The 22,838-nt window shown below is 43.2% G+C and carries 19 protein-coding genes; 4 read left to right on the forward strand and 15 right to left on the reverse strand.

The annotated features are described in order from the left end of the window. Positions 1-17: 17 nt before the first annotated feature. Together CTT31_RS21825 and CTT31_RS21830 are read left to right on the forward strand one after the other, a co-directional pair. A complete protein-coding gene (locus CTT31_RS21825; RefSeq protein ID WP_206473702.1) occupies positions 18-707 on the forward strand; it encodes an ABC transporter ATP-binding protein in 690 nt (229 codons plus the stop codon). After that, positions 700-3,126, forward strand: coding sequence for an ABC transporter permease (locus CTT31_RS21830; RefSeq protein WP_260492530.1), 2,427 nt, complete (start codon positions 700-702; stop codon positions 3,124-3,126). Before CTT31_RS21825 ends, CTT31_RS21830 begins: the two co-directional genes overlap by 8 nt. A 44-nt stretch (positions 3,127-3,170) precedes the next feature. Here CTT31_RS21830 and CTT31_RS21835 read toward each other — a convergent pair whose 3' ends face one another. Continuing rightward, positions 3,171-4,631: a dihydrolipoyl dehydrogenase gene (locus tag CTT31_RS21835; RefSeq protein ID WP_039495470.1), complete on the reverse strand. Its 1,461-nt coding sequence runs from the start codon at positions 4,629-4,631 to the stop codon at positions 3,171-3,173. Positions 4,632-4,920: 289 nt separating this feature from the next. After that, on the reverse strand, positions 4,921-5,649 hold the full coding sequence (locus tag CTT31_RS21840) for a glutathione peroxidase (protein ID WP_010605622.1): 729 nt from the start codon (positions 5,647-5,649) through the stop codon (positions 4,921-4,923). Positions 5,650-5,835: 186 nt separating this feature from the next. Here CTT31_RS21840 and CTT31_RS21845 point away from each other — a divergent pair, with 186 nt between their 5' ends. After that, positions 5,836-6,369: a DinB family protein gene (locus tag CTT31_RS21845; protein WP_260492531.1), complete on the forward strand. Its 534-nt coding sequence runs from the start codon at positions 5,836-5,838 to the stop codon at positions 6,367-6,369. Between the two features lie 53 nt (positions 6,370-6,422). On the opposite strand, the gene CTT31_RS21850 is transcribed toward CTT31_RS21845, so the two are convergent. The 11 genes from CTT31_RS21850 to CTT31_RS21900 all read right to left on the reverse strand — a co-directional run bounded on the left by CTT31_RS21850 (position 6,423) and on the right by CTT31_RS21900 (position 18,594). Then, a complete protein-coding gene (locus CTT31_RS21850; RefSeq protein WP_211857512.1) occupies positions 6,423-6,590 on the reverse strand; it encodes a hypothetical protein in 168 nt (55 codons plus the stop codon). A gap of 84 nt (positions 6,591-6,674) precedes the next feature. Further along, positions 6,675-7,352, reverse strand: coding sequence for a GAD-like domain-containing protein (locus tag CTT31_RS21855; protein ID WP_260492532.1), 678 nt, complete (start codon positions 7,350-7,352; stop codon positions 6,675-6,677). 106 nt (positions 7,353-7,458) lie between these two features. Next, positions 7,459-7,689, reverse strand: coding sequence for a hypothetical protein (locus CTT31_RS21860; RefSeq protein WP_249122343.1), 231 nt, complete (start codon positions 7,687-7,689; stop codon positions 7,459-7,461). 271 nt (positions 7,690-7,960) lie between these two features. Further along, complete coding sequence (locus tag CTT31_RS21865; protein WP_211856838.1) at positions 7,961-8,479, reverse strand: group-specific protein; 519 nt, start codon at positions 8,477-8,479, stop codon at positions 7,961-7,963. A gap of 96 nt (positions 8,480-8,575) precedes the next feature. Next, positions 8,576-8,974 (reverse strand): immunity 22 family protein, encoded by a 399-nt coding sequence (locus CTT31_RS21870; protein ID WP_260492533.1) that lies wholly within the window; start codon positions 8,972-8,974, stop codon positions 8,576-8,578. Positions 8,975-9,401: 427 nt separating this feature from the next. Beyond that, positions 9,402-9,869 carry an SMI1/KNR4 family protein gene (locus CTT31_RS21875; RefSeq protein WP_211856837.1) on the reverse strand — a complete coding sequence of 156 codons (468 nt, stop codon included), beginning with the start codon at positions 9,867-9,869 and terminating at the stop codon, positions 9,402-9,404. Between the two features lie 9 nt (positions 9,870-9,878). Beyond that, positions 9,879-10,586, reverse strand: a complete 708-nt coding sequence (locus tag CTT31_RS21880; RefSeq protein ID WP_211856836.1) for an HNH endonuclease signature motif containing protein — start codon at positions 10,584-10,586, stop codon at positions 9,879-9,881. Between the two features lie 407 nt (positions 10,587-10,993). Continuing rightward, on the reverse strand, positions 10,994-11,680 hold the full coding sequence (locus CTT31_RS21885; RefSeq protein ID WP_130127731.1) for a GAD-like domain-containing protein: 687 nt from the start codon (positions 11,678-11,680) through the stop codon (positions 10,994-10,996). 193 nt (positions 11,681-11,873) lie between these two features. Further along, positions 11,874-15,308 (reverse strand): contractile injection system protein, VgrG/Pvc8 family, encoded by a 3,435-nt coding sequence (locus CTT31_RS21890; RefSeq protein ID WP_260492534.1) that lies wholly within the window; start codon positions 15,306-15,308, stop codon positions 11,874-11,876. Positions 15,309-15,385: 77 nt separating this feature from the next. Further along, a complete protein-coding gene (locus CTT31_RS21895) occupies positions 15,386-15,544 on the reverse strand; it encodes a hypothetical protein (RefSeq protein WP_211859302.1) in 159 nt (52 codons plus the stop codon). A 2,051-nt stretch (positions 15,545-17,595) separates the two neighbouring features. After that, positions 17,596-18,594 carry a DUF4097 family beta strand repeat-containing protein gene (locus CTT31_RS21900; RefSeq protein ID WP_260492535.1) on the reverse strand — a complete coding sequence of 333 codons (999 nt, stop codon included), beginning with the start codon at positions 18,592-18,594 and terminating at the stop codon, positions 17,596-17,598. Positions 18,595-18,796: 202 nt separating this feature from the next. Here CTT31_RS21900 and CTT31_RS21905 point away from each other — a divergent pair, with 202 nt between their 5' ends. Beyond that, positions 18,797-19,579, forward strand: a complete 783-nt coding sequence (locus CTT31_RS21905) for an MBL fold metallo-hydrolase (protein WP_260492536.1) — start codon at positions 18,797-18,799, stop codon at positions 19,577-19,579. Here CTT31_RS21905 and CTT31_RS21910 read toward each other — a convergent pair. Next, positions 19,576-19,932, reverse strand: a complete 357-nt coding sequence (locus CTT31_RS21910; protein WP_045990189.1) for an Hpt domain-containing protein — start codon at positions 19,930-19,932, stop codon at positions 19,576-19,578. The two genes, CTT31_RS21905 and CTT31_RS21910, sit on opposite strands and share 4 nt — an antisense overlap. Then, positions 19,929-22,673 carry an ATP-binding protein gene (locus tag CTT31_RS21915; RefSeq protein ID WP_260492537.1) on the reverse strand — a complete coding sequence of 915 codons (2,745 nt, stop codon included), beginning with the start codon at positions 22,671-22,673 and terminating at the stop codon, positions 19,929-19,931. Before CTT31_RS21915 ends, CTT31_RS21910 begins: the two co-directional genes overlap by 4 nt. Positions 22,674-22,838: the final 165 nt, after the last annotated feature.

The raw sequence follows: 22,838 nt of genomic DNA on the forward strand, positions 1-22,838 counted from the left end.
TTAAAAGGCAAAAGAATATGTTACATCTAACTAAAATAAATAAAGTTTTTCGTACTGAGCTGGTTGAGACTTACGCCCTTGAGGATGTCACGGTGACCGTAGAGCGTGGCGAGTTCGTTGCTATCATGGGACAGTCAGGGTCAGGTAAGTCTACCTTACTTAATATCATCGGCATGCTAGACCATATTGATGGTGGCGAGTATGTTTTTGATGGCAAGGACATCAGCCAGTTAAGTGAAGGTCAGCTTGCTGATATTCGTAAAGACAATATTGGCTTTATCTTCCAAAGTTTTAACCTTATTGATGAGCTCACTGTGTATGAGAACGTTGAGCTTCCGCTTATTTATCAGGGGATCTCTAAAGCCGAACGAGCACTGCGTGTGACAGCCGTGCTGGAAAAAGTGAATATTGCGCATCGCAAAGATCATTACCCACAGCAACTTTCAGGTGGTCAACAGCAAAGAGTTGCAGTTGGGCGTGCCATTGTCGCAAAGCCAAAAATGATTCTTGCGGATGAACCAACCGGTAATCTTGACTCAAAAAATGGTGAAGAAGTCATGGGGCTGTTAGCACAGCTTAACCAAGAAGGGGTAACGATAGTCATGGTGACGCACTCAGATCACCATGCAAATTACGCGCATCGCACGATCCATGTTTTGGATGGCCATATTGTTTCGAGTCAAATGCAGGAGGTTCGCTGTGCTTAAAAATTACTTGTTAATCGCGTACCGCAGCTTGCTGCAACAAAAACTCTACTCAACAATCAATATTTTGGGTTTGGCGATTGGTTTAGCTATTTGTATCAGTATGGCTATCTTTGTTGAATCTGAGCTGGGTTACGACAAGTTTATTAAGGATCATGAGCAAATCTATCGCTCGTCTGTAAAATGGATGCCGCCAAGTGCGCCTGAACAATACTATGCGCAAGGGCAAGTATTTAACGCTGAAAACTATCAAGCACACTTTGAAGAAGTGGTAGATGCTACTCGCTTTCGAGAAGTGAGTGTCGCGCTTGGGCAAGGCAAGGAAAGTTTTCTTCATGATGGTGTATTACTCGCTGATCCCAACTTTGTCGATTTTTTCTCCTTAGATGTAATTGACGGAGAGCGTCAGTCGGCACTCGAGGCTCCCAACACTATTGTTTTAACCCAAGCAGCTGCAATGCTCCATTTTGGTCGCACGAATGTTGTTGGAGAATCTTTACTTGGGGCAGGAAAACTACCGTTAAAGGTCAGTGCCGTGATAAAAGACTTGCCACTGCGCACCCATTTAAATGTCTTTGCGCTCATCAGTATGGCAACGGCCACCACTTATTATGGTGATAACAGCTGGCAGCGTGACCCAAGTTTTAACTATTTCACCTACGTTAAATTAGCGGATGGGGTAACCGGTGAAGATGTTGAAGCAAAAATCCCAAGTTATTTAGAAAATCATTATGGCCCGGGAACTAGCGACACCCTTGGCTTTGAATTAATGCCTGTCACCGATATTTACCTTCACTCACATCAGTATGGTGAAATGAAAGAAAATGGTGATATCAATACCGTTTATTCGTTTAGTGTTATTTCAGCGCTTATTCTCTTTATTGCGTGTGTTAACTTTATGAATTTGTCGACTGCCACAGCAACCAAGCGCGCAAAGGAAGTGGGAGTACGTAAGACATTAGGCGCTAAACAGCAGCATTTAGTTATGCAGTTTGTGGTTGAGGCGATGATGTTGAGTTATATCGCGTTGATCATTGCTGTGGCGCTGGTTGAAGCTGGTTTGCCCTTGTTTGCGAGCTTTATCGGCAAGCCGCTCAGTTTTGACTTCTATTCAGAGCCGTTAGTGTTGACTACGCTGTTGCTGTTAGGGTTATTCGTTGGCTTAATCTCAGGCGCATACCCTGCCTTTTATCTAAGCCGCTTTAAACCTGCTAAAGTGCTTAAAGGAGAAGTGACACAGGGTAAATCTGGCGCGCTGCTGCGTAAAGGGCTGGTGGTATTTCAATTTAGTGTCGCCGTGGTGCTTATTATCGCCACCACGGTATCTAACCAGCAACTAAAGTACGCCAGAGCCATAGAACTCGGTTATGACAAAGACAATACTTTTGTGCTGAGCCGTCTTTATACAGATATCGCCAGTCAACAGCGTAGCGCATTAAAAACACAACTGCTCTCTCACCCAAATATTGTCAGTGTGACAGCAAGTTCAGCAGTACCAACAGAGACCATTGTCGATGCTTTTGGGATGGTTAATCCAAAAACACAATTGTCGCAGACCATGCCGACATTGGCAGTAGATGAAGATTATTTTAGCAGCTACAACATTAAGTTACTGAGTGGCCGAGGATTTAGTCGCGATTTTCCTGCCGATAAGTTTGCGATGCCGAGTGCGGCTGAGCCAAATCCGCGTTTTTCGGTTGTGATTAATGAAAAGGCAGCGCAGAGTTTAGGATTTAGTGCTGATGAGGCTGTTGGTAAAACATTTGAAGTACGATTAACTCGGCATTCAAGCGCTATGGCGACTATCATCGGGGTGACGCAAAACTACTATTTTTCTTCACTTAAAACAGAGATAAGCCCAACGTATCACTTGCTAAGAGAGAATGAAGGCAATTCGATGGCGATAAAATTTAAAGGTGATACAGCGCAAACTCGCGACTTTATAGAGGCCACTTGGCGCAAGCTAGTACCAGAACAAGAAATGGAACTGACTTATCTACAAACTAAGTTTGAGCAGATGTATCGCCAGGAAGACAAAGAAATCATTGTGTTTAATTTGTTCTCTATGCTGGCGATTTTCATTGCGTGTTTAGGCTTATTTGGTCTTGCCTCTTTTACCACAAAAAGGCGCACCAAAGAGATTGGGGTGCGTAAAGTGCTTGGTGCTTCGGTGATGGATATCGTGATATTGATCAACAAGGAATTCTCAAAGCAAGTGATGATCGCAAACCTGATAGCGTGGCCGCTTGCGTACTTTGTGATGCAGCAGTGGTTAAACAACTTTGTCTATCGTATTGACCTTTCAATCGTGCCATTTTTGATTGCAGCAAGTTTAGCGTTTGCAATTGCTTGGTTAACGGTCGGCTCGTTGACGCTAGTTGCCGCACAAGCGCGACCTGTAAAATCATTAAGATACGAGTAATTGCAACTAAACAGGCCTCACAATGAGGCCTGAACTGAGATAAGTTAAGCGCCAGGACCACACTCCAAGCAGTGCTTGATAATATCCGGGCCAAACTTCAAGTTTGCATTTAGATTTCGCAGTGCCGTTCTTAGGCCTTCTTCTATCACTGGGTGGTAGAAAGGCATGTCGAGCATTTGCGGCACGGTCATCTTGTTTTGTAGCGCCCAAGCAAGTAAATGCGCTATATGCTCAGCAGCAGGGCCGACAAATTCGGCACCTAAGAATAATCCGGTGCCTTGCTCAGCGTAGACTCGCATATGGCCTTTGTTTTTTAACATCACGCGGCTGCGGCCTTGGTTTTCAAAGCTTACCTCTCCGATGGCAAAGCAGCCGCAATTGCCATATTGCTTTTCCAGCTCTTTATAACTTGCTCCAACCATCGCAATTTGTGGGTCGCTAAATACCGCCGCAAGCTTTGCACGGCGTAGTCCTACTCTCACATCAGGGAAACGACCGGCATTTTCACCTGCAATCGTGCCTTGATCTGCGGCTTCATGTAGAAGCGGGATCTGATTGCTGGCATCACCTGCAATAAAAATCGGGGCGTTCCCTGAGCCATCAAGACATTGCATGGTATGTGGGTCGGCTAGCGGTACGCCTCGGTCATCAAGTTCAAGCGTGGTATTTTCTAGCCCAAGGTTATCAACATTGGGCACACGACCAGTGGCTGCCAACACATAGTCAAACTGCTCGGTTTGTGGTTTCCCTTGTTTGTCAATGTAGGTAAGCTCGGCTTTGTCACCGACCTGTTTCATATCTGATACTTTGGCATCTGTGTCGAGGTAAAACTCATCACTGAACACCGTGGTGGCATAGTCTTTGACGATTGGATCGGTTAGTGGTCCAAGGCCACCGCCGACACCAAATACTTTGACCTTTACGCCAAGTCGGTGTAGCGCTTGACCTAGTTCTAAGCCGATCACGCCGGGGCCAAATACGGCAACTGAGTCAGGCAAGTCATCCCAGTCAAAAACGTTATCGTTAATGACTAAACGGTCGCCAAAATTATTAAACGCACCAGGGTAGCTAGGTCTTGAACCTGTAGCGATAACAAAACGTTTGGCTGTGATCTGAGTGTGGTCGTCCAACTGTACCGTATGGCTGTTGATAAATTTTGCACTGCCGCGTAGTTTATCCTGCAGAGGCAATTCGTCTACAGCTTCGACGACAAAGCCAACGAAGCGATCTCGCTCACGTTTGACTCTCGCCATAACCGCTTTACCGTCAATTTCAGCGGGTTTTACATTAATACCAAATTTAGGTGCGACTTCAATTTGATGTGCGGCTTCAGCTGCGGCAATCAGTAACTTGCTTGGCATGCAACCAACCCGTGCGCACGTTGTGCCGTATACGCCAGACTCAATCATCAGTACTTCTGAGGTATATTTTTTGGCATTTCTATAGGCGCTGAGACCCGCTGTTCCCGCACCAATCACGACTACGTCGGTGTTTATCTTTTTCATTTTTTGCTCCGAAATCAGAAAGTGTGATACCAATTTACTTAATTAAGAGGTCTATTTGAGGCGAGAAAATCTTGTCGATAGCCAGGCAAAAATTTTGCTATTTAGTTGTTCTAAATGAGAAATTTTTAACGCAGTTAGCGTCAGATTTGCTCCTTCAAATTGAGCAAGTATTAAGATAAATTGGTATACTCCCCCATGACAGTCAGTTATTAGCCATCGTGTTGTGTTGAGGGGGAACATTTTGACTTGGTGAGCAAGTTCACCAAGTCATGTTGTGGGGGATGAGTGATTAAGCGAAATATTCAGCTAAATCGTCTGAGCCACCGATGTGTTTACCGCCGATAAATACTTGCGGCACGGTTTCGCGACCAGACAGCGCTTTAAGGCTGGTTAGCGATGCCTGTTGGCCAAGTACCAGCTCTTCATATGCCAGTCCTTTTTCTTTTAGCAAGGCTTTGGCTTTTTCACAGAATGGACAGCCAATCTTGCTAATAACGGTAACCGGCTCTGGTTTGATTTGGCGCGGGTTAATGTACTCCAGCATAGTATCTGCGTCTGATACCTCAAACGGGTCGCCAGGCTTTTCTGGTTCGATAAACATTTTGTCAATCACACCATCTTTTACCAGCATTGAATAACGCCAGCTGCGTTTGCCAAAACCTAAATCGTTTTTATCAACTAACATGCCCATGCCGTCAGTGAATTCGCCGTTACCGTCAGGTAGTAGTGTAATATTCTGCGCTTCTTGGTACTGTGCCCATGCGTTCATTACAAACGTATCATTAACGGATAAACACACGATTTCGTCGACACCATTTTGTTTAAATACGCTAGCAAGCTCGTTATAGCGCGGTAAGTGCGTAGACGAACAAGTTGGTGTAAAGGCACCAGGCAAAGAAAATACAACTACAGTTTTACCTTTAAAAATTTCATCGGTGGTGACGTGCTTCCACTCTTCATTTTCTCTAATTGGGAATGTAACCTGTGGTACGCGTTGACCTTCAATATTCTTTAACATTTTGCTTTCCTTCTTAAGTTGATGTAGCCATTATGCCGTGCGCATTTTGATTTGTATAATTGATAGTTAAGATTGAAGTGTTCAATAAAATTGATTGTTTTCAACTTCAAATATTTGTATTTTTTAACCTAGCCAATGCCGCTAAGTTGAGGTTAGTCAATTTTTACGGGAACAGGGAATATTTAGATGAAAGCAAACTTTGAATTAATGGCGGATTACAATCGCTGGATGAACGAAAAGTTATATGAAGTTGTTTCGGGATTGAGCGCCACGGAATTACATCAAGATCGAGGGGCTTTTTTTGGCTCCATCATGGGCTCGTTAAACCATATTCTTGTTGCCGATATTATTTGGCTTAAGCGCTATACAAAGCATAGCTATCATTTTGAAGCACTGAACGTTGTAGCAACGATGCCACTGCCGACAAAACTTGATGCGATGCTGTATGAAGATTTTGCAGCGTTGAGACAGGAAAGGGCGGAAATGGATAAGGTGATTATTGAGTTTGCGAATGAAGTCACTGAGGAGGCGCTTGCCGCCGATTTACACTACAAAAACACACAAGGTAAAACCTTTTCTCGCAAGTTTGGTTTTTTAGTGCATCATTTATTTAATCATCAGACGCACCATAGAGGGCAAATAACGACATTACTCAGCCAGATTGGTATTGATATGGGAGAAACCGATCTATTAGCCCGGATCCCCATATCATTTGGTTAGTGCTTTGGCTGGCTTTACCGCTTCGTTATGTCTAGTGTTTTGTGCTAGTGGCATCACCCGCTTATAAAGACTAAACCAATTCCGGTGATGGTGATGGTGAGGTTGTTGTCTGCCTTGAGTGTTATATCACTTTGGATAACACTGCGATCGGCCTTAAGGGTGATATTTTGTTTGGCGCTTACGTCAATTTGATTAGCGATGAGTTCAAAGTTAATCATCATCGCATTTTCAATTAATAAGTAAGTGTTTTTAGTGGTAAGGAGTTAAGTAGTTTTTATTTGCTACTTTAATAACAGGAGCATTTATTATGAATAAGCCTTAGCTATAAGCCCTTGTTGGTCTAGTATTTCTTTCTGACCAAATGATGCTAATACACTTAGATGGGCGAAAATATTTACTTTACTGACATTGTCAATGGTAGGCTGCCCACCAAGAAAAAAAGCGGGTTCAAAAGCATACATTTCGTTATATTTTAATTGAGAGAATCGAAGTTTACATTTCTCAAAAAGTAAGCCTCCACTCGTATCATTTATATCCAGCGATGTTGGCCTTTTTGCACCAAAGAAAAACTGTATGGCATCGTTTTCTTCTCCAACTGCTATGTCTTCGGCATTACCTTCTTTCTCTATAATCCAACCGTGAGATGGGTCGATTAGATATTTATGTCCAAATTTCTCTCCCCATAAGAATAGCTCTCCAAAAGCACTGCGAGCAATTACATAATATGTGTCTTGCTCGATGATACCTATATCTCCAAGCCATGCATCTAAGGTATCTTCAAAATCATCGGGATTAGTTAACCAAAAAAGTCCTTCCCCGAAACCAGAAAATCCGTATTCACTCCAATATTCTAATAATCTAGTAGGTAGTTTACCTTCAAACTTTTTTATTATTTCTGCTGGGGCTTGATTTTTTTCAGTAGGCTCTTCAAATTTTTCAAGAAACCACTCGAAATCTTCATCTATTTCAAATTGTTTGGTCATTATTCTAACCTCCTTACTTACACCGTTCTAATTCTATATTCATTTGGGTGGTAGGGCCCATTGTTCTCAACGCAACCCTTGCTGCCTCATCCATACCGGAAACTCCCTATAAACTGAAACGTTTTACCGTGGCTTGCATGCCTTCGATGGCGGCGTCTGGAAGTAGTAGGTCGTAGTGCCAACTAGTAGACATGTCATCAAGTGAATCGCGTAGGCCTTTGACGATGTTTTTAACTTCCGTGGCAGATTGTTTTCCAAGGTCTTGCCAGTTGATGTCTCTTAGGTATTTAACTGGGTCGCTTTTACCAACTTTTCTTTGTGTAAAGATCTGAAGCACTGCGCAGAGCGACTCTCCGGCATTTTTTAAGATAACCTTGCCTACGATTGTGGCATGTCTTGGGCCTCTATTGGAGGCTTTGAATAACCCCTACAGCATCTGATTTTGAAGGTAGTGAAACGATGTTTGTATTTTCACTTAACTCGGACACCCGAAGCGCTAAGCAGTTATGAATTGAGCTGGTGATCCTGACTATTTAATAAAAGCTTTTATCTTAGATGTGTTGTACTAATATTCTCCGAAAATCAGCGAACACAGCTTTCGAATAATATCATTGCTTTCTAGCTCGTTCATTTAGAACTTTAAGTAAGTCAGAATCGCCTTTTACCCAGAACTTGTCATCATCAGGAAAAATATTCTCTGGGTACTCATTTGCAAAATCTATAAATTCACCGTTCCAATGTTGTGGTATGTACTTTTCCATTTGCACGCCCTCATGATAAAATGCGGCTACACTTTTAGCATCAAAGTCGATAAACATGATAGGGAATAAATCAGCAACATCCCACCAAGATCTAGCTGATGGGAACCTAGATGCCAGTCTCTTACTTAGTTCTCTGCAACTTATTTCATTACCCTGAATTTTATCCAGAAAAGTTTCTACATTATTTTCATCTAAAGTATGGAGGCCAAACCTATCAGAGTCGTCAAGCTCCGGAACTTGATATCCATTTTCTATAAAAGCGTCTCTTAGTTTTACCAAATCTAATATCCATAACTCTCGTTCTCCCTTAAACCAGCGAATTTTGCTTTGATAGCGTATAACTACTATTACAACTTCGTTAATCATGACTAATAAAAATATTTTTAATGATAAGTTAACTTACTTAGAAAATACTCACGTTCTTTTTAATAAATAGATATGGATTCACATCCACTTGAGATTCTAATCATCTTCCTCATAAGCAAATGAACCGATAAAAACAGGGTCACTTTGAACAGAGCGTGCTATTTTTTTAGGGTCATAATCAAAATCAAACTGACAAATAAGCCACCTTGCTTTGGTAATACCGATTGACTTAGCAGAGTCTATGGCACTTTTTTCAAAGGAACTTGCATAAGATATTTCTGTAAAAAGTTCTGCAATATCGACAATTCCTGATTCTATATACTCAGATTCTTGATTTGCTAAGTCATAATAACCAACGCCACACAGATCTTGTAGAACATCAACTTCTATAGATTCATCCGCAGCTTCAACTCCAAGCCATATAGAAACAACACCTTCTTTTTCAAACCTCTGAGTATAATAGTCGTCTTCTTCTAGGCATTCCTCTTTGGTCATTTTAATGCGCCTTATTTATGAAATCCCTTGGGCAATGAAATATAACCACCTTCAACCCACTTTCTGATATTGTTTTTAAGGATCTAGACTTTCAGATCTTTTTATTATTTTTTGCAATTGATTGTAGATCTTTTCGAGTTTGGAGCTCTCGATCCCAGGGTGAGAGCATACAGTGTTAACTACCATTAACACTGAAGGTCAGCTCTGCCTCAAGTTCATCGTCAATTGAGGTTCGTACATATTTGCGACGTATCGAATCTTCACGACCAGTGTGTTTTACAAAGTTATAAACAACCGGTCTGAACAGTGCAGTTTTCCGCCGAAATTGGTTCACTTTTCTGACAAGCACCTTTCTTAATTACGACATCTAATACCCAATGCTAATAAGGGGGACGCAAACTAACCGTTTATATTACCTATATTCAGCCTAGCAGAGACGTTCAACAAAAGCTTCAAAACTATCCGAAACTAGTACAAAAACAGGACTTAATTCATCTGATTCATTATGATCCCAGAGTACAACTGACGGCTCAATATCGCTATCTTTGAAGTTTAAACATAAAAAGTCTCCACCAAAAACATGAGCAAAAGGAAGTAACTCAGCCCCCACTAAATCTTCATTGTCGGTTAGGCGCTCTTCAATCTGAGCGAGTACTACTTTTATTTCGTATTGCATAATATCGTCTGACAAGTTTGAATCGTTTGTAATAAGAAGTGTTTGCTCAATCAACCGCTCCTCATTGTCTATGTCGTAAGTTAACCCTTCAAAAGCAACGCCATTGTTGTTGCGGAAAAACTCGATAAATGAATGTGGAAGTTTCACTCTGCAAAAGCTTTCCAATTCAAATATGCTTGAGTTATTTAACTCATAAGAGTCATTACGTTTAGTGATCATATATAACCTCTATCTTTTGCTGTATGCCCAATGGCCTTTCGACCTTCCACCTTGGTGGTTAATCATATTATGAGGACCAAAAGGAACCAACTCCATAACACCAGGAATCTCTGAGTGATGCCAAGTGTTACCATCTCTCATACCTACAGGCAACTTTTCATCGAGCCACTTAAATTGAATGTAATCTGATTTTTTCCATAGTCCTTCTGGCAATTCTAACTTTGCTTTAATTAAACCAGCTGACGCAAAGTCAGGGTATTTTGTTCCAGATTTAAACGAAACATTAGGAACCAAACCTTTATCAATAGCCTTTTGCTTGATTGCTCTTTTTTCTTTAATAGTAAGCTTATCGCCTTCTGGAAAATCTTTCCAAGACCAAGGTTTATTTGAATTAATTAAACTCGCATAATCGGAAGCTTGTATCTCTAGTTTTTCAGCTGCTAACAACTTGTTTTGACCGCTGGGCAGCTCATTCCCTTTTGGTGGTTCCAATTCATCGGCTTTGGCTTTGGTGGGCTTGTCGGTGACGCCTCGAATTGGTGATTGGCCTTGATACTCATCCAGTGCTTTATTAACTCGCTGTCCGATTTCTTGGGCGGCTTGTTGCATATACTGGTCGATTTTGGGGGTGACGTCGTCTAGGCGTTTAACCGTGGCTTGCATGCCTTCGATGGCAGCGTCAGGGAGTAGTAGGTCGTAGTGCCAACTGGTAGACATGTCATCAAGTGAATCGCGCAGGCCTTTGACGATGTTTTTAACTTCCGTAGCGGATTGTTTTCCTAGGTCTTGCCAGTTGATGTCTCTTAGGTATTTAACTGGGTCGCCTTTAGCGACTTTTCTTTGGGTAAAAAGCCGCAGTACGGCAAGCGCAGCAGAGAGGGACTCTCCGGTATTTTTTTAAGATAACTTTGACTATGGTTATGATATGTCTTGGGTCTCTATTTATGACTTTGTCTTACCACTGCATACCATCTCAATAAAACAGTTGAAAGTTAGCTACCGTGGTTTCTCTAATTAAACAGGTAAACGAAAGCAGCAGAAGAAATTTGGTGAGAAATGTAGGCTAGGAAGACGATTGAACCTAGCCTCACAACATCTATGTATTTAAAGGACTTAAAAATGTGCTATTGGTTATGGGGCAATTGGTTCGAGAGTGCAACAATATCAGCCATGACACGTTTTTCTCCTAGAGCAGCTAGGAAAGCTAAATGTTCCGTGGCTTTTACCTTTTGGAGATTCTCAAGCTTAGGTTCGCCACCAAGGGCAAGAGCAGGCGCGAAGCCATAGATCTCTCCATTTTCAAGAGGGCCTAGCTTTTCGACAGCTCGTTCAAAAAGAGGCTGATCATTGATATCGTCTAAATCAATTTCTGAAGTTGTTTTTATAGAAAAGAAAAGGTCTAGGCTTCTAGTTTCACCTCTACTAACATATTTTTCATTATCAAAGGTCGGGAAAATCATGCCATAACTACTTGTTATTGAAATGCTATTCCCTGAATTCTTTCCCCAGACATAGATCTCACCGAATGCATCTAGTGCAATTACATGGAAGCTGTCTATACCGTCATTTTGCATTTTTTCAAACTTCGTGCCTCTTAACCATTCAGTCAAGATATCTTGATAATCCCTTGGGTTGACCATCCACAAGCGACCACTCCCCCAACCACAAAAGCCGTACTCCTTCCAATACTCTAGTAAATTATTAGGTAAAATACCTTGGTAATACTGGAGTTGCTCATCTGTTGGTTGAATCGCTTCTATCGCTGGACCAAACCCACCAAAGTTATAAAAATTGTCAAAAAACTTGTTCATTATTTGCACCTATGTAGATTCATATTCAATTTTGCATCTGGGCCCAATGCTTTTAGTGCTTTCTCTGCCTCATTATCCATTAGCTCAACACGACTTAACTTAGTCTTTTTACCTGAGTCATCAAAACCTTTTTTATTCCATCGCGCGCCAATAGATTGGTTAACACTAGCGTCACCTAAATCAACTACCTCATCTAACCCCCTGCAATCATATCAGGGTTATGTAAAGCATTGAGGGTTTTCATGTCCCTTTTTGCTAATTCTTCAGCTTTTCTAACAGCTTCTTCGCCGAAGTACTTTCCACTTTCTTGGAGCTCTAATTTGTATTTGTCAATTAACTTTTTCTTAAACTTTTCTCTAGCCGCCTTCTGCGCCTTACCAGTTCCTTTTCGGCCAATCTTTTTATAAGCATCGCGATTTTCAAGATACTGTTTTACTGTCATGCTATTTAGCCCGTCCATTTGTCCTTTTAATTGGCGGTCATATTCAACAGCGGTTCCTTTGGCATTCTTTTTAAAACAAGGCACATTGTATTGCGGCATACGTTTTATTGCCGCCCCCGGCAGCTCATTCCCTTTTGGCGGCTCCAATTCATCGGCTTTGGCTTTGGTGGGCTTGTCGGTAACGCCTCGAATTGGTGATTGGCCTTGATATTCATCCAGTGCTTTATTAACTCGCTGTCCGATTTCTTGGGCGGCTTGTTGCATATGCTGGTCGATTTTGGGGGTGACGTCGTCTAATCGTTTAACCGTGGCTTGCATGCCTTCGATGGCGGCGTCTGGGAGTAGTAGGTCGTAATGCCAACTGGTAGACATGTCATCTAGTGAATCGCGCAGGCCTTTGACGATGTTTTTAACTTCCGTAGCGGATTGTTTTCCTAGGTCTTGCCAGTTGATGTTTCTTAGGTATTTAACTGGGTCGCCTTTGCCGAGCTTGCGTAGTACGGCAAGCGCAGCCGAGAGGGATTCTCCAGTATTTTTTAAGATAACCTTTCCTACGCCTTTGACTGCTGAGCCCACAACTGGTACTAAACCAATACCCGTTAGGGTAAAAGCAAGCCAAGTGTCGGTGTCGTTGGCTTCATCATCGTCGGTCAGTAACATGACATTGGCAATGATATCTCGTAAATCCATGACTTGGTCGATAATCGGTATCATGGAAATCAAGGTGCCTACCACGATTTGTGACGTAGAGGGGTTTTGATTAAAGTCGCCTTGTAGTGTGCCCCATAACCAATCACCTGCTTGGGTTGCAATGCCATTGGCTTCTATCAGTGGTGTGGTATTGCCGCTACGTACCATTTCAGCCGCTCGCGCTGGGGTGATTTGTCCATACAGTGGATTTTTAGGGCGATTATCTTCAGGCAGGTAATCGCGTTTATCCTCACCATATTGCACGGTGTATTGACCGGGTGGTGCATTCTCAATTTTTGCTTTACCGCTGTCATCTAAATTACCGGTCAGCGCTGTGCCGTTTGCAAATCGAATAGTATAAGGTGCGCCCATAATTGGGCTGCCATCTTGATAGGTATAAGACAACTCAATGGTACTGCTCGCCATGGTGGCAATGCCATCGGCGGCAAGTGAGAGTCGAGCATTCTCAGAGAGCGCTTGAATTTGCGGTACACTCGGCATTGTGGCGCTTTGTTTGCCACCAATATCTTGCTCCATGCTGCCGTCAAACACGGTCATGGCTTTGCCTTTTAAGGTCAGTAACTTGTTTGCAAAGATGTTGACGTTACCACTTGAGTCAATGCTGATTTCACTGCCGCCATTGGCAAGAGTGAGGTTGCCAGAGCCACTGCCTTTAATCGTGATATTGCCTTGGCTTTGAATGATTTGACTTCCCGCCGGCGCGGTGATGGTGAGGTTGTTGTCTGCCTTGAGGTTGATATCACTTTGGATAACACTGCGATGGCTGCGACCCGCCTTAAGGGTCAAATCTTGTTTGGCGCTGACGTCAATTTGATTGGCGGTGACGTCTAGGTTGGTTGCTGCATCAGCAATGACTGACTTTTTACTCTCCAGTGCCAGTTGTTGTTTGGCGCTGGCAATAAAGGTTTTATTGGTAAGTAGTCGGATTGCACTTTTAACACTGCCAAGTTGTATGTCTTTGGCTGCAAAAATATTCATCGCGCCAAGTTGCGCAAGCCAGTGAATATAAGGCTGCTTTTTATCCCCATGTAACACCAAGTGCTGGTTGCCCGCTAGGGTTTGCAACACAATATGCGGGGTTTTTGGGGTGTCATCAAACATCAACAGGTTTTGGCCGCGAGAGCACAACACGTTTTGGGCGTTATTGGCGCTAGTAACAACAGATGGTTGGGTGTCATTAAGGGCAAACCCTAACAAGTAACTTTGGTCTGGGTCGTTGTTCATACAACCGATGAGCACATTACTGTCTGGCAGCAGTGGAAAGTGTAATCCTGTCGGCTGCTTTTGACCGCGACAGGCATATTGTGTGAGGCGCTTTACTGATTCAGTCACCTGACTATCAAAATGTACTTGCGTGGCATATTGCCCTTGGGTATCTAGATGAGGATTGGCCTTTGACCCCGACAGCGAGCGCACTGTGGCGGTAAACACCATCGGTTTTGGGCTATGCTCTGGGGGCGCGATACGTATTGGCTCACCCCGTGGTACACACACCGACTCGCTATGATACGCAACTTGCTTAGGGTCATTGGCACTGCCTTGCTTATACACCTGTTTACTGCGAATACAGGTATAATCGCCACCTTTTGCTGTGCCCAATTTACCATTTAACGAAAACGAATAACCGGCATTGGCTTCGGCTACGTTCCCTACCAACGTGACTTCATTTTTACCTTGTTGATAGGCAAGCTCAAGATTGCCGGTGCGCTCAAATTGCTCAGCAGGATTTTGTGCAGCAGGCTCAAAATAGCTACGCTGGGCCGAGCTGACCGAGGTTGGCGGATGGGCATTCACATGCACTTGTGAGCCACCCATTCTAAAACGATGGCGGCTTTGGCACTGCGTAAACCCGACAAAGCCGGTTTTATGCTCGTGAACCAGCCCATCTTTATCTGTCACCGACAGCAAGCCTCGTTCAATATAGGGGCTTGCAAGATTCCCCTCGGCAATCACTATCGACTCAATAAAATCATGGCATTCAAACCAATAAATTAGTCCGTATTTTGATAAGAGCCGAGTGAAAAAGGTGTAGTCGTTTTCAAGCGCTTGTACGCACTGCGGTAGCGTGGGTAAATCTTTAGTGACTCGCCATTTTATCCGGTCTTGTGAATAGCCGGCTTTTTGTATCAGCTTATTGAGGACAGACTGGACATTGGCTTGTACAAAGATTTGGCTTTTTTCTGTTTGCTTAAGTAACTCAAGGCGAGGCTTTAAGACCACCTCTGCACCACTGGTGTGCTCAGACACAAAACCAGATTGGATATCAAACAAAGTCCCAGTGAAATATGTCGATATTGCATCTGGTGACTCAATTTCAAACGTGAGCATATTGCCGACGAGTAATTCATCAGCAAGGTCAAATTGGGATTCTAGGTTCGCTTTGAGTAAAAAGCCGCTATTGATACAGGTCGTGAGTTCAAAATCGACGACATGTACAGGATGGTTAGTACCATACACCACAATCCTTGTTTGCATTTTTTATGTCCACTGTTGTTGGTTAAAGCCGTTCCACCAATACACAGTACGACTTCCTAGTGTGCTGCGATTGGTTTTTATTTGCGCGCTATTGTTACATAAAAGGCAAGCATTTTTAACTCATTTTTTTTACTCAGCATTCGAATGCTTATCTTTTGATGTAACGGACTGTTTTTAAATCTCAAGCCAAATAAAACGGTGTCAGTTTGCCCTCCTTGGCGGATATCAAAGCGCATCCATGCGCTCCTCGTTCATTCTTTTTAAACGACGAAAAAGAACGAACCAAGAAAACGTCGCCCCAACATCACACTTAATCCTCAAATCCTAAGCCGATATAGTGCAACCGCCTTGTAAGGCACGTCCCTGTGCCAGACAAGACTTGGCCGACATCCTGTCGGCACATTGCATATCGACTTATGCTTTTCGGGTGTGATGAAGGGGGAAATAAGTTGTCTGTTAGCTGTCCACAAAGCCATCAGAAACATAGTTGCTTGCAAGCACCACAAGAATTTATCAGCGCCTTGTATCTCCCTCATCACACCCGAAAGTAAATTGCCAATGAGTCATTTCAACGCATGGATGCGTGAAAAGCGGTGACAGGGCCAAGGATGGCCCTTACACCGCGGTGACGTTCATATTGGCAATTTACTTGAGGAGTCAGTGTGATGTTGGGAGTGCCTTTTCTTTTGCTTACTTGTTCTTTGGGCATCAAAGAAAAGTATGTCGTAGCCCATGGATGGGCGTCGAAACCTGTCAGGAGGACATATTAGCCTTGCCCTTCCATGGCTCGTATCAAAGCGCATCCATGCGCTCCTCGTTCATTCTTTTTAAACGACGAAAAAGAACGAACCAAGAAAACGTCGCCCCAACATCACACTTAATCCTCAAATCCTAAGCCGACATAGTGCAACCGCCTTGTAAGGCACGTCCCTATGCCAGACAAGACTTAGCCGACATCCTGTCGGCACATTGCATATCGACTTATGCTTTTCGGGTGTGATGAAGGGGGAATAAAGTTGCTTGTGAGATCGTCTACGATTAAGCCGTTTGCAAGGGTTACAAAAACTATCAGCGTAGCCTCTTAGTCCACAGTACAAATAGTTTTGTGGGAGGCGGTTCACCCGCCGAGCAGCTATGTTTTTCGAGGGTGGTAAAGAGGGATTAGTATTGCCTGTGAGTTCTAGTTTTTCTCTCAAAAGCAGCTAATTTTCCTGCAAGCACCAAACAAAACTATCAGCGCCTTGTATCTCCCTCATCACACCCGAAAGTAAATTGCCAATGAGTCATTTCAACGCATGGATGCGTGAAAAGCGGTGACAGGGCCAAGGATGGCCCTTTCACAGCGGTGACGTTCATATTGGTAATTTACTTGAGGAGTCAGTGTGATGTTGGGAGTGCCCTTTCTTTTGCATACTTGTTCTTTGGGCATCAAAGAAAAGTATGTCGTAGCCCATGGATGGGCGTCGAAACCAGTCAGGAGGACGGGCTGACTTTACGATAAGTTTCGAGCTATCAGCCGTTAGCAAAAAAAACCTCCGTGTTTAATATCAAAGCGCATCTATGCGCTTCTCGTTCATTCTTTTTAAACGACGCGATCGAGCGAACCAAGAAAACGTCGCCCCAACATCACACTTAATCCTCAAATCCTAAGCCGATATATAATACCAATTGCACTAAGTCTCCAATCAATTTGAAGGGTGAAATACCATATTAGCGTCGTTAAAAATTTCTCATTTAGAACAACTAAATAGCAAAATTTTTGCCTTGCCTATATGGATATAGGTACCTTGGCGGTAGCAGGACGCGAGAGCGGAGCTACTAAAGCTATTTCTCCGCTTCAAATTGCTCATTTACCTAATACAATTGGTATCGCAACCGTCTTGTAAGGCACATCCATGATGCCAGACAAGACTTAGCCGACATCCTGTCGGCACATTGCATATCGACTGATGCTTTTCGGGTGTGATGGAGGGGAATACGTTGCTTGTGAGATCTTCTACGATTTTAGCAATGAAGCCGTTTGCAAGCATTTCAAAAACTATCATCGCAGAATGCTTCCTAATTCACAGTGCAAATAGTGTTGTAGGAGACGGTTCACCCGCCGATAAGTTATGCTTTTTGGGGGATGAGAGAGTGCCTTGTCATTAGGTATCAAAGAAGCCCATGGATGGGCGTCGACACCTGTCAGGAAGACGAGCTGACTTTACACATAGTGTCGAGTTAATGTTGAACTTTACTGACTGTGGAGCAATCGTATATTGCTCCACACTAAAATCATTCAGCAGGCCTAGTCATCTAGCTTTACGGCTCCTGCAATCTTATCTATTTTCACCGAGCCTGAACCTGATTCGGTAATGGTCAAGGAGCCGGCATTTACCACACGAATATTTCCAGCGCCGTCTTCTATTTGAACGTGGCCCTTCACTGCTTCGATATCCGTATTGCCCGAACCATCAACGATGGTGACATCGCCTTGGGCGTGACGAACTCGAATATTACCGGACTCATCATCGATTTTAATATTGCGTCCGCCTTCAACAATCAGTGAGCCAGAGCCATCGATGATATCAGCGTTGCCGCTAAAATCGCGAAGGGTTAGATCGCCAGACTCATCTTCTATTTTGATATCCGTGCCGCCAGTCACATCAATATTACCCGAGCCATCCTCCAACTCTAGTGTATCGACTAATCCCTTTATAGTTATGTCGCCAGAACCATCGTCGATAACAAGTTGCTGGACGTTAGTGATATGGATATTGCCACTGCCGTCATCAATTTCAGCACCTTGAATATCTTCTAATGTGATATTGCCAGAGCCATCATCTAGCTTGATAAAACCTTTGATATTTTTGATGGTTATATCACCCGAACTGTCATCAAGTGTTAGCGCAAGTTGGCTTGGCATGGTGATGGTTAAGTCAATTCTAGGGCTGTTATTACGATACCATTGTACACCAGAACTTGTATCTGAGTCGGCCACCAACATGGCGGTGTCACCTGACTTTTCAAGGGTAAGTCGATAGTTTTCTGCTTCTGTGGTTAACACTGAAGCTTCCACTTGGATCGCTTGTTGGTTATCGTATCCAATTATCTGGATATTACCCGAGGTGGTATTTGCATCAAGTTTGCTGATGTCTGCAGCGTTGAGTTGCAAAGATTTATGGAGTGTTTTGGTTGCGGCTGCGCTTGGAGAGATATGTACGACACAGCCAGATAAAAGGCTAAGTGCAGCTAAACTAGTGAGGAGCTTTTTCATCGTTGTTATTTTCCATAGTGGTGATGACATACGGTTATCATTCAGCAATAGTTATACCAGAATGAAGTTATAAAAAAATCAATAGATTAAGCAGGTAGCGAACCTTAGGGTGGTCAAAATAGCGAAATCAAATAGTGAGTTGAACCAAAAGATTGCAGATATGACTGTCATATGTCTGTAAATCCGACAATGTAGTCTGGTGCTATTGTTTGTTGATTTTTCTAGCAGTGCAATGAAAGACATAACGAAGACAACCGAACTACACGCTGTCAATCCGAAATCATTCGTTGACAGTCACTGTAAACCAGACGCTGCTGTTTTTTTGGGAGTCGGAAGTGCCGCCAGCGCTGCAACTCTCGGGTGCTCTGCCTGTGTATTGACCCATAAAGGCCTACCTTGGTTATTGATAGATTGTGGCTTTGATACGGTGTCGCGTTATAAAAGGCATTTTTCGTCATTACCCGATGCTGTGTTTATCACTCATCTTCATTATGACCATGTTGGTGGATTGGAGCAGCTTTACTTTCAGGCTGCATTGAGTCAGCACCAAATCACGTTATATGCTCCAGCAGAGCTAATCGTTGGGTTGTGTAATATGCTTGCTTACACCGGACTGAGCGAAGGGACTTGCGGCGTATGGCAGGTTTTTCGTTTATTTCCAATCTCAGAAAGCTTTCTTCATCGTGGGCAACGTATACATAGTTATGCCGTTCGTCATCATGAACCCAATAGCGCTTTTTCGTTACATCTCCCAGGTAGCCTGTTTTACAGTGGTGACACCAAAGCTATTCCAGAGCTGCTCCATCACCGCGTCAGTAATGGCGAGGTTATTTTTCATGACTGCGGTCTTGCAAACAATCCCAGTCACTGCTCCCTTAATGAGTTGTTGATGAGCTATCGTGAAGACATCATTAAAAATATTTGGATCTATCACTACCAGCATCAAGAAGATGTTGTGAAGTTCGAACGCGCAGGACTCAAAGCGGCTATCGCTGAGCAGCCGATTGCGCTCTAAGTTTGCGACTGAGAGGTTAAATAGGCTTTTAATTCTCGAACAAACTCGCTGCCGATCTCATGGTGTATCGCTTTTATTTTTTCGGCGCACTCAATGGTGTTGTTATCAAGTGCTGAATATTCTAACGCCTGTAGATGTTCAGCTAGTACCTCAGCTCCCACTGCTTTTGCGGAGGTTTTGAGGTAATGCGCTTCGTCTTTTAACGCTTGAAAGGCACGAGTTTGGTATGCAGTTTTAATTTTTGCGCAACTAGATTTCGATTGTACTAGAAAGTCGGTGTAAAACTTTTTCGCCGTAGCAAAATCATCACCGATTAAATCGATAAGCACCTGAGGGTTGAGGGTTTTACTCATTGTGTAAAGTCCATATCTAACCATTTACCTAAGGTGTTTTTAAGCTCTTGTAATCGCACCGGTTTGCTAACATAGTCATTCATGCCACTATCTAAACAAAGCTCTTTATCCCCTTTCATAGCGGCGCCTGTGACGGCAACAATAGGAATCGCACTGCGCTCTTCACTGGACTCAAATGCGCGAATTAACTTAGTTAATTCATAGCCATCTATCTCTGGCATATGGCAATCCGTCAACAAAAGCTGATATTGCTGGCTTTTATACATCGCCAAGGCCTCTTTGCCGTTATTGGCGATATCACAGGAAACGCCAAGTCTAGAAAGCTGTTTGACGATGAGTTTTTGGTTAAAGGGGTTATCCTCGGCAAGGAGTATATGCTGCTTACCACTCGTATCCGATTCATCATCGGTAGGGCTAGATACTTTATCGTCTAGTGAAAGTAGCGCATCTAGTTCACTGAGATCGTTTAATTCACCTAAATCAGCCTCGTCACTTTGCTGACTTGCTTTAAGTTTACTCAGTAATTGACCGATGGCGTATTGAGTTTGCGGTGCAATTGGTTTTGGTTTTTGTGTGGTTAACGCTGTACTGTTCAAGTTAGCAAACGCCTTTTCATCAAGAAATACTAACTCTGGGATAGGTGAGTGTATTTGCTCTGCAGAGGCTCCGGCTTGCGTTGTGACAACACGAATAAGTGCGGTATCGTCTGTCTCTTTGATTTCATTGGGTGACTCGATGACTTTGAGCTCATTGCAAAAATGCGTGCAGGCATTGTACAACTGAGTCAGCGCCAACGAACTTTGCCAAGGGATATCACTTAACCAAGAGAGCGTATTAAATAGAATATTGGGTTGCTGTTGTGTTCTTGGGCGCCAAATAGGAATGGTAATGGTAAAAGTTGAGCCTTCACCGGATTTGCTTTTTAAGACGACCTTGCCGCCCATTAAGTCAATAAGCTTGCCACATATTGCAAGTCCTAACCCCGTACCACCGTATTTTCTCGTGATAGAGCGTTCGGCTTGTGTAAAGGGGGTAAACAGTTTCTTTTGTACTTCTGGTGCAATGCCAATGCCATTGTCTTCTATCTTAAATATCAAGTGAGATAAGGCTACGCCTTCACATGCCCAGTGCACATTGATGGTGACTTTCGCGCCGCCTTCGCGATCTGCAACGCTAAATTTGATGGCATTGCTGACAACGTTAAAGATAATTTGCCGCACTCTATTTTCATCGCCAATCACTTCTAGCGGTAGTTTTATGTCCTCATGCACCGTTAATTTTACTGATTTGTCTCGCGCGTGGGCTTCGAAGGTTTTGATGATGTTATTGAGCATTTTAGAAGGGGAGAAAGGATAGCTCTCAAGCTCCATTTTCCCTTGCTCAACTTTGGCTAAGTCTAAAATATCATTTAATATTGAGACTAAATTATTGGCTGAAATAGACGCGGTTTCTAAAAGCTCTTGGTTGTCTTCATCAAGCTCTGATAGCGCCATGAGATCTAAGGAGCCGATAATGCCATTCATGGGGGTTCTGAGTTCATGGCTCATCATGGACAAAAAGTCTGATTTAGTGCGATTGGCCTGCTCAGCTTTAATAATTGCAGTCTCAAGATCGGCGGTGCGCTCTGCGACGCGTTGCTCTAATTCTTGATTAATGTGCTGGAGTTTTTTCTGGGCAATATATACATCGGTTTGATCGATAACAACGCCGTCAATACGTGCTGGCCGACCCTGTTCATCAAGCCCCACAACACCTTTGGCATACACTACAACAATGTCTTTATCGTTGAGCAGGCCGCGATAACGCTGCTCAAAGGTTTCACCTGAGTTTAGCGACGCTTCTAGCGCTTGAGTAACACGTGCTTTATCGTCGGGGTGAAGGCTTGCTTCCCAAAGATGCAAATTGCCAATATCGTCTTCCGAAAGCTTAAAAATTTGATTCGCTTGATGATCCCAATTCCAGATCCATTGATTCGCCACTCGTATTGCTCGCCAAGTGCCTATTTTCCCCGCTTGCATGGCAAGTTCTTTGCTTTCTTCTGCATCATGCAATGCGACTAGCATGTCTTTTTCGTGAGTACAGTCAGCTAAAATCCCATAAACACTGTGTGTGCGAATACAATACTTAACTTGTTCTCCCTTGAACTCAAACCAATGAATTGTTCCCCTTACCTCAAGCCGGAACTCAAAATGCAGCATAAGACCTTGTTCAATATGGTGAGCGAGTAGCTCGGCAAATAGTGGCTGATCTTCGTGATAAATCATGCTTTTTAAGGTGTCCCAATCTAGTTCTGCCGAGGCTGGGAGGCCTATCAGTGATTTGAATTTAGGAGAAAAATACGCTGTCTTATTAAGGAGATCGTAGCACCAAACCCCTAGGTTTGCGCTGTTGACGGCGTGGCGCAAAATTCGAGTTTGTTCGTCTTCCAAAGGATTTTGACAATAATACGTAGAGAGCTCGGCAATATGTACAAATATTTCGTTGCTGCGAACATCATAAAATGACAGTAAAAATTGTACATTTGGCGACGTGCGCAACGACACTTGTACCAAAGAGCCGTCAGCAATTGTTTTTTGCTGCTCTTCTACGCATAAAGGAAAGATAAATAAGTCTTCAAGGTGCTTATTGATGACGTTATCGACAGGTGCGAACAGTTTTTCCGCAACGGCGGTTGTATGACTGACATACCATTCAGATGTAACAATCAAAATTGGCATACTGTCTTTAAGCGCAGTTAGCATCGTATCCCCCATAATATCCTCATAAAACAATATAGCAGTTCATGATTAACTTGCTGGATTTATAGTCAATTTAGTGAGGTTTAAAAATATGTGTACGTCTTACAGGGATATGTATACGTTCGATTTGGTGGGCCCAGATATAGTAAAACCAAATCAATAATGTGG

Origin of the sequence: Pseudoalteromonas maricaloris, from assembly GCF_024746855.1 — a bacterium.
Lineage (GTDB): Bacteria > Pseudomonadota > Gammaproteobacteria > Enterobacterales > Alteromonadaceae > Pseudoalteromonas > Pseudoalteromonas maricaloris.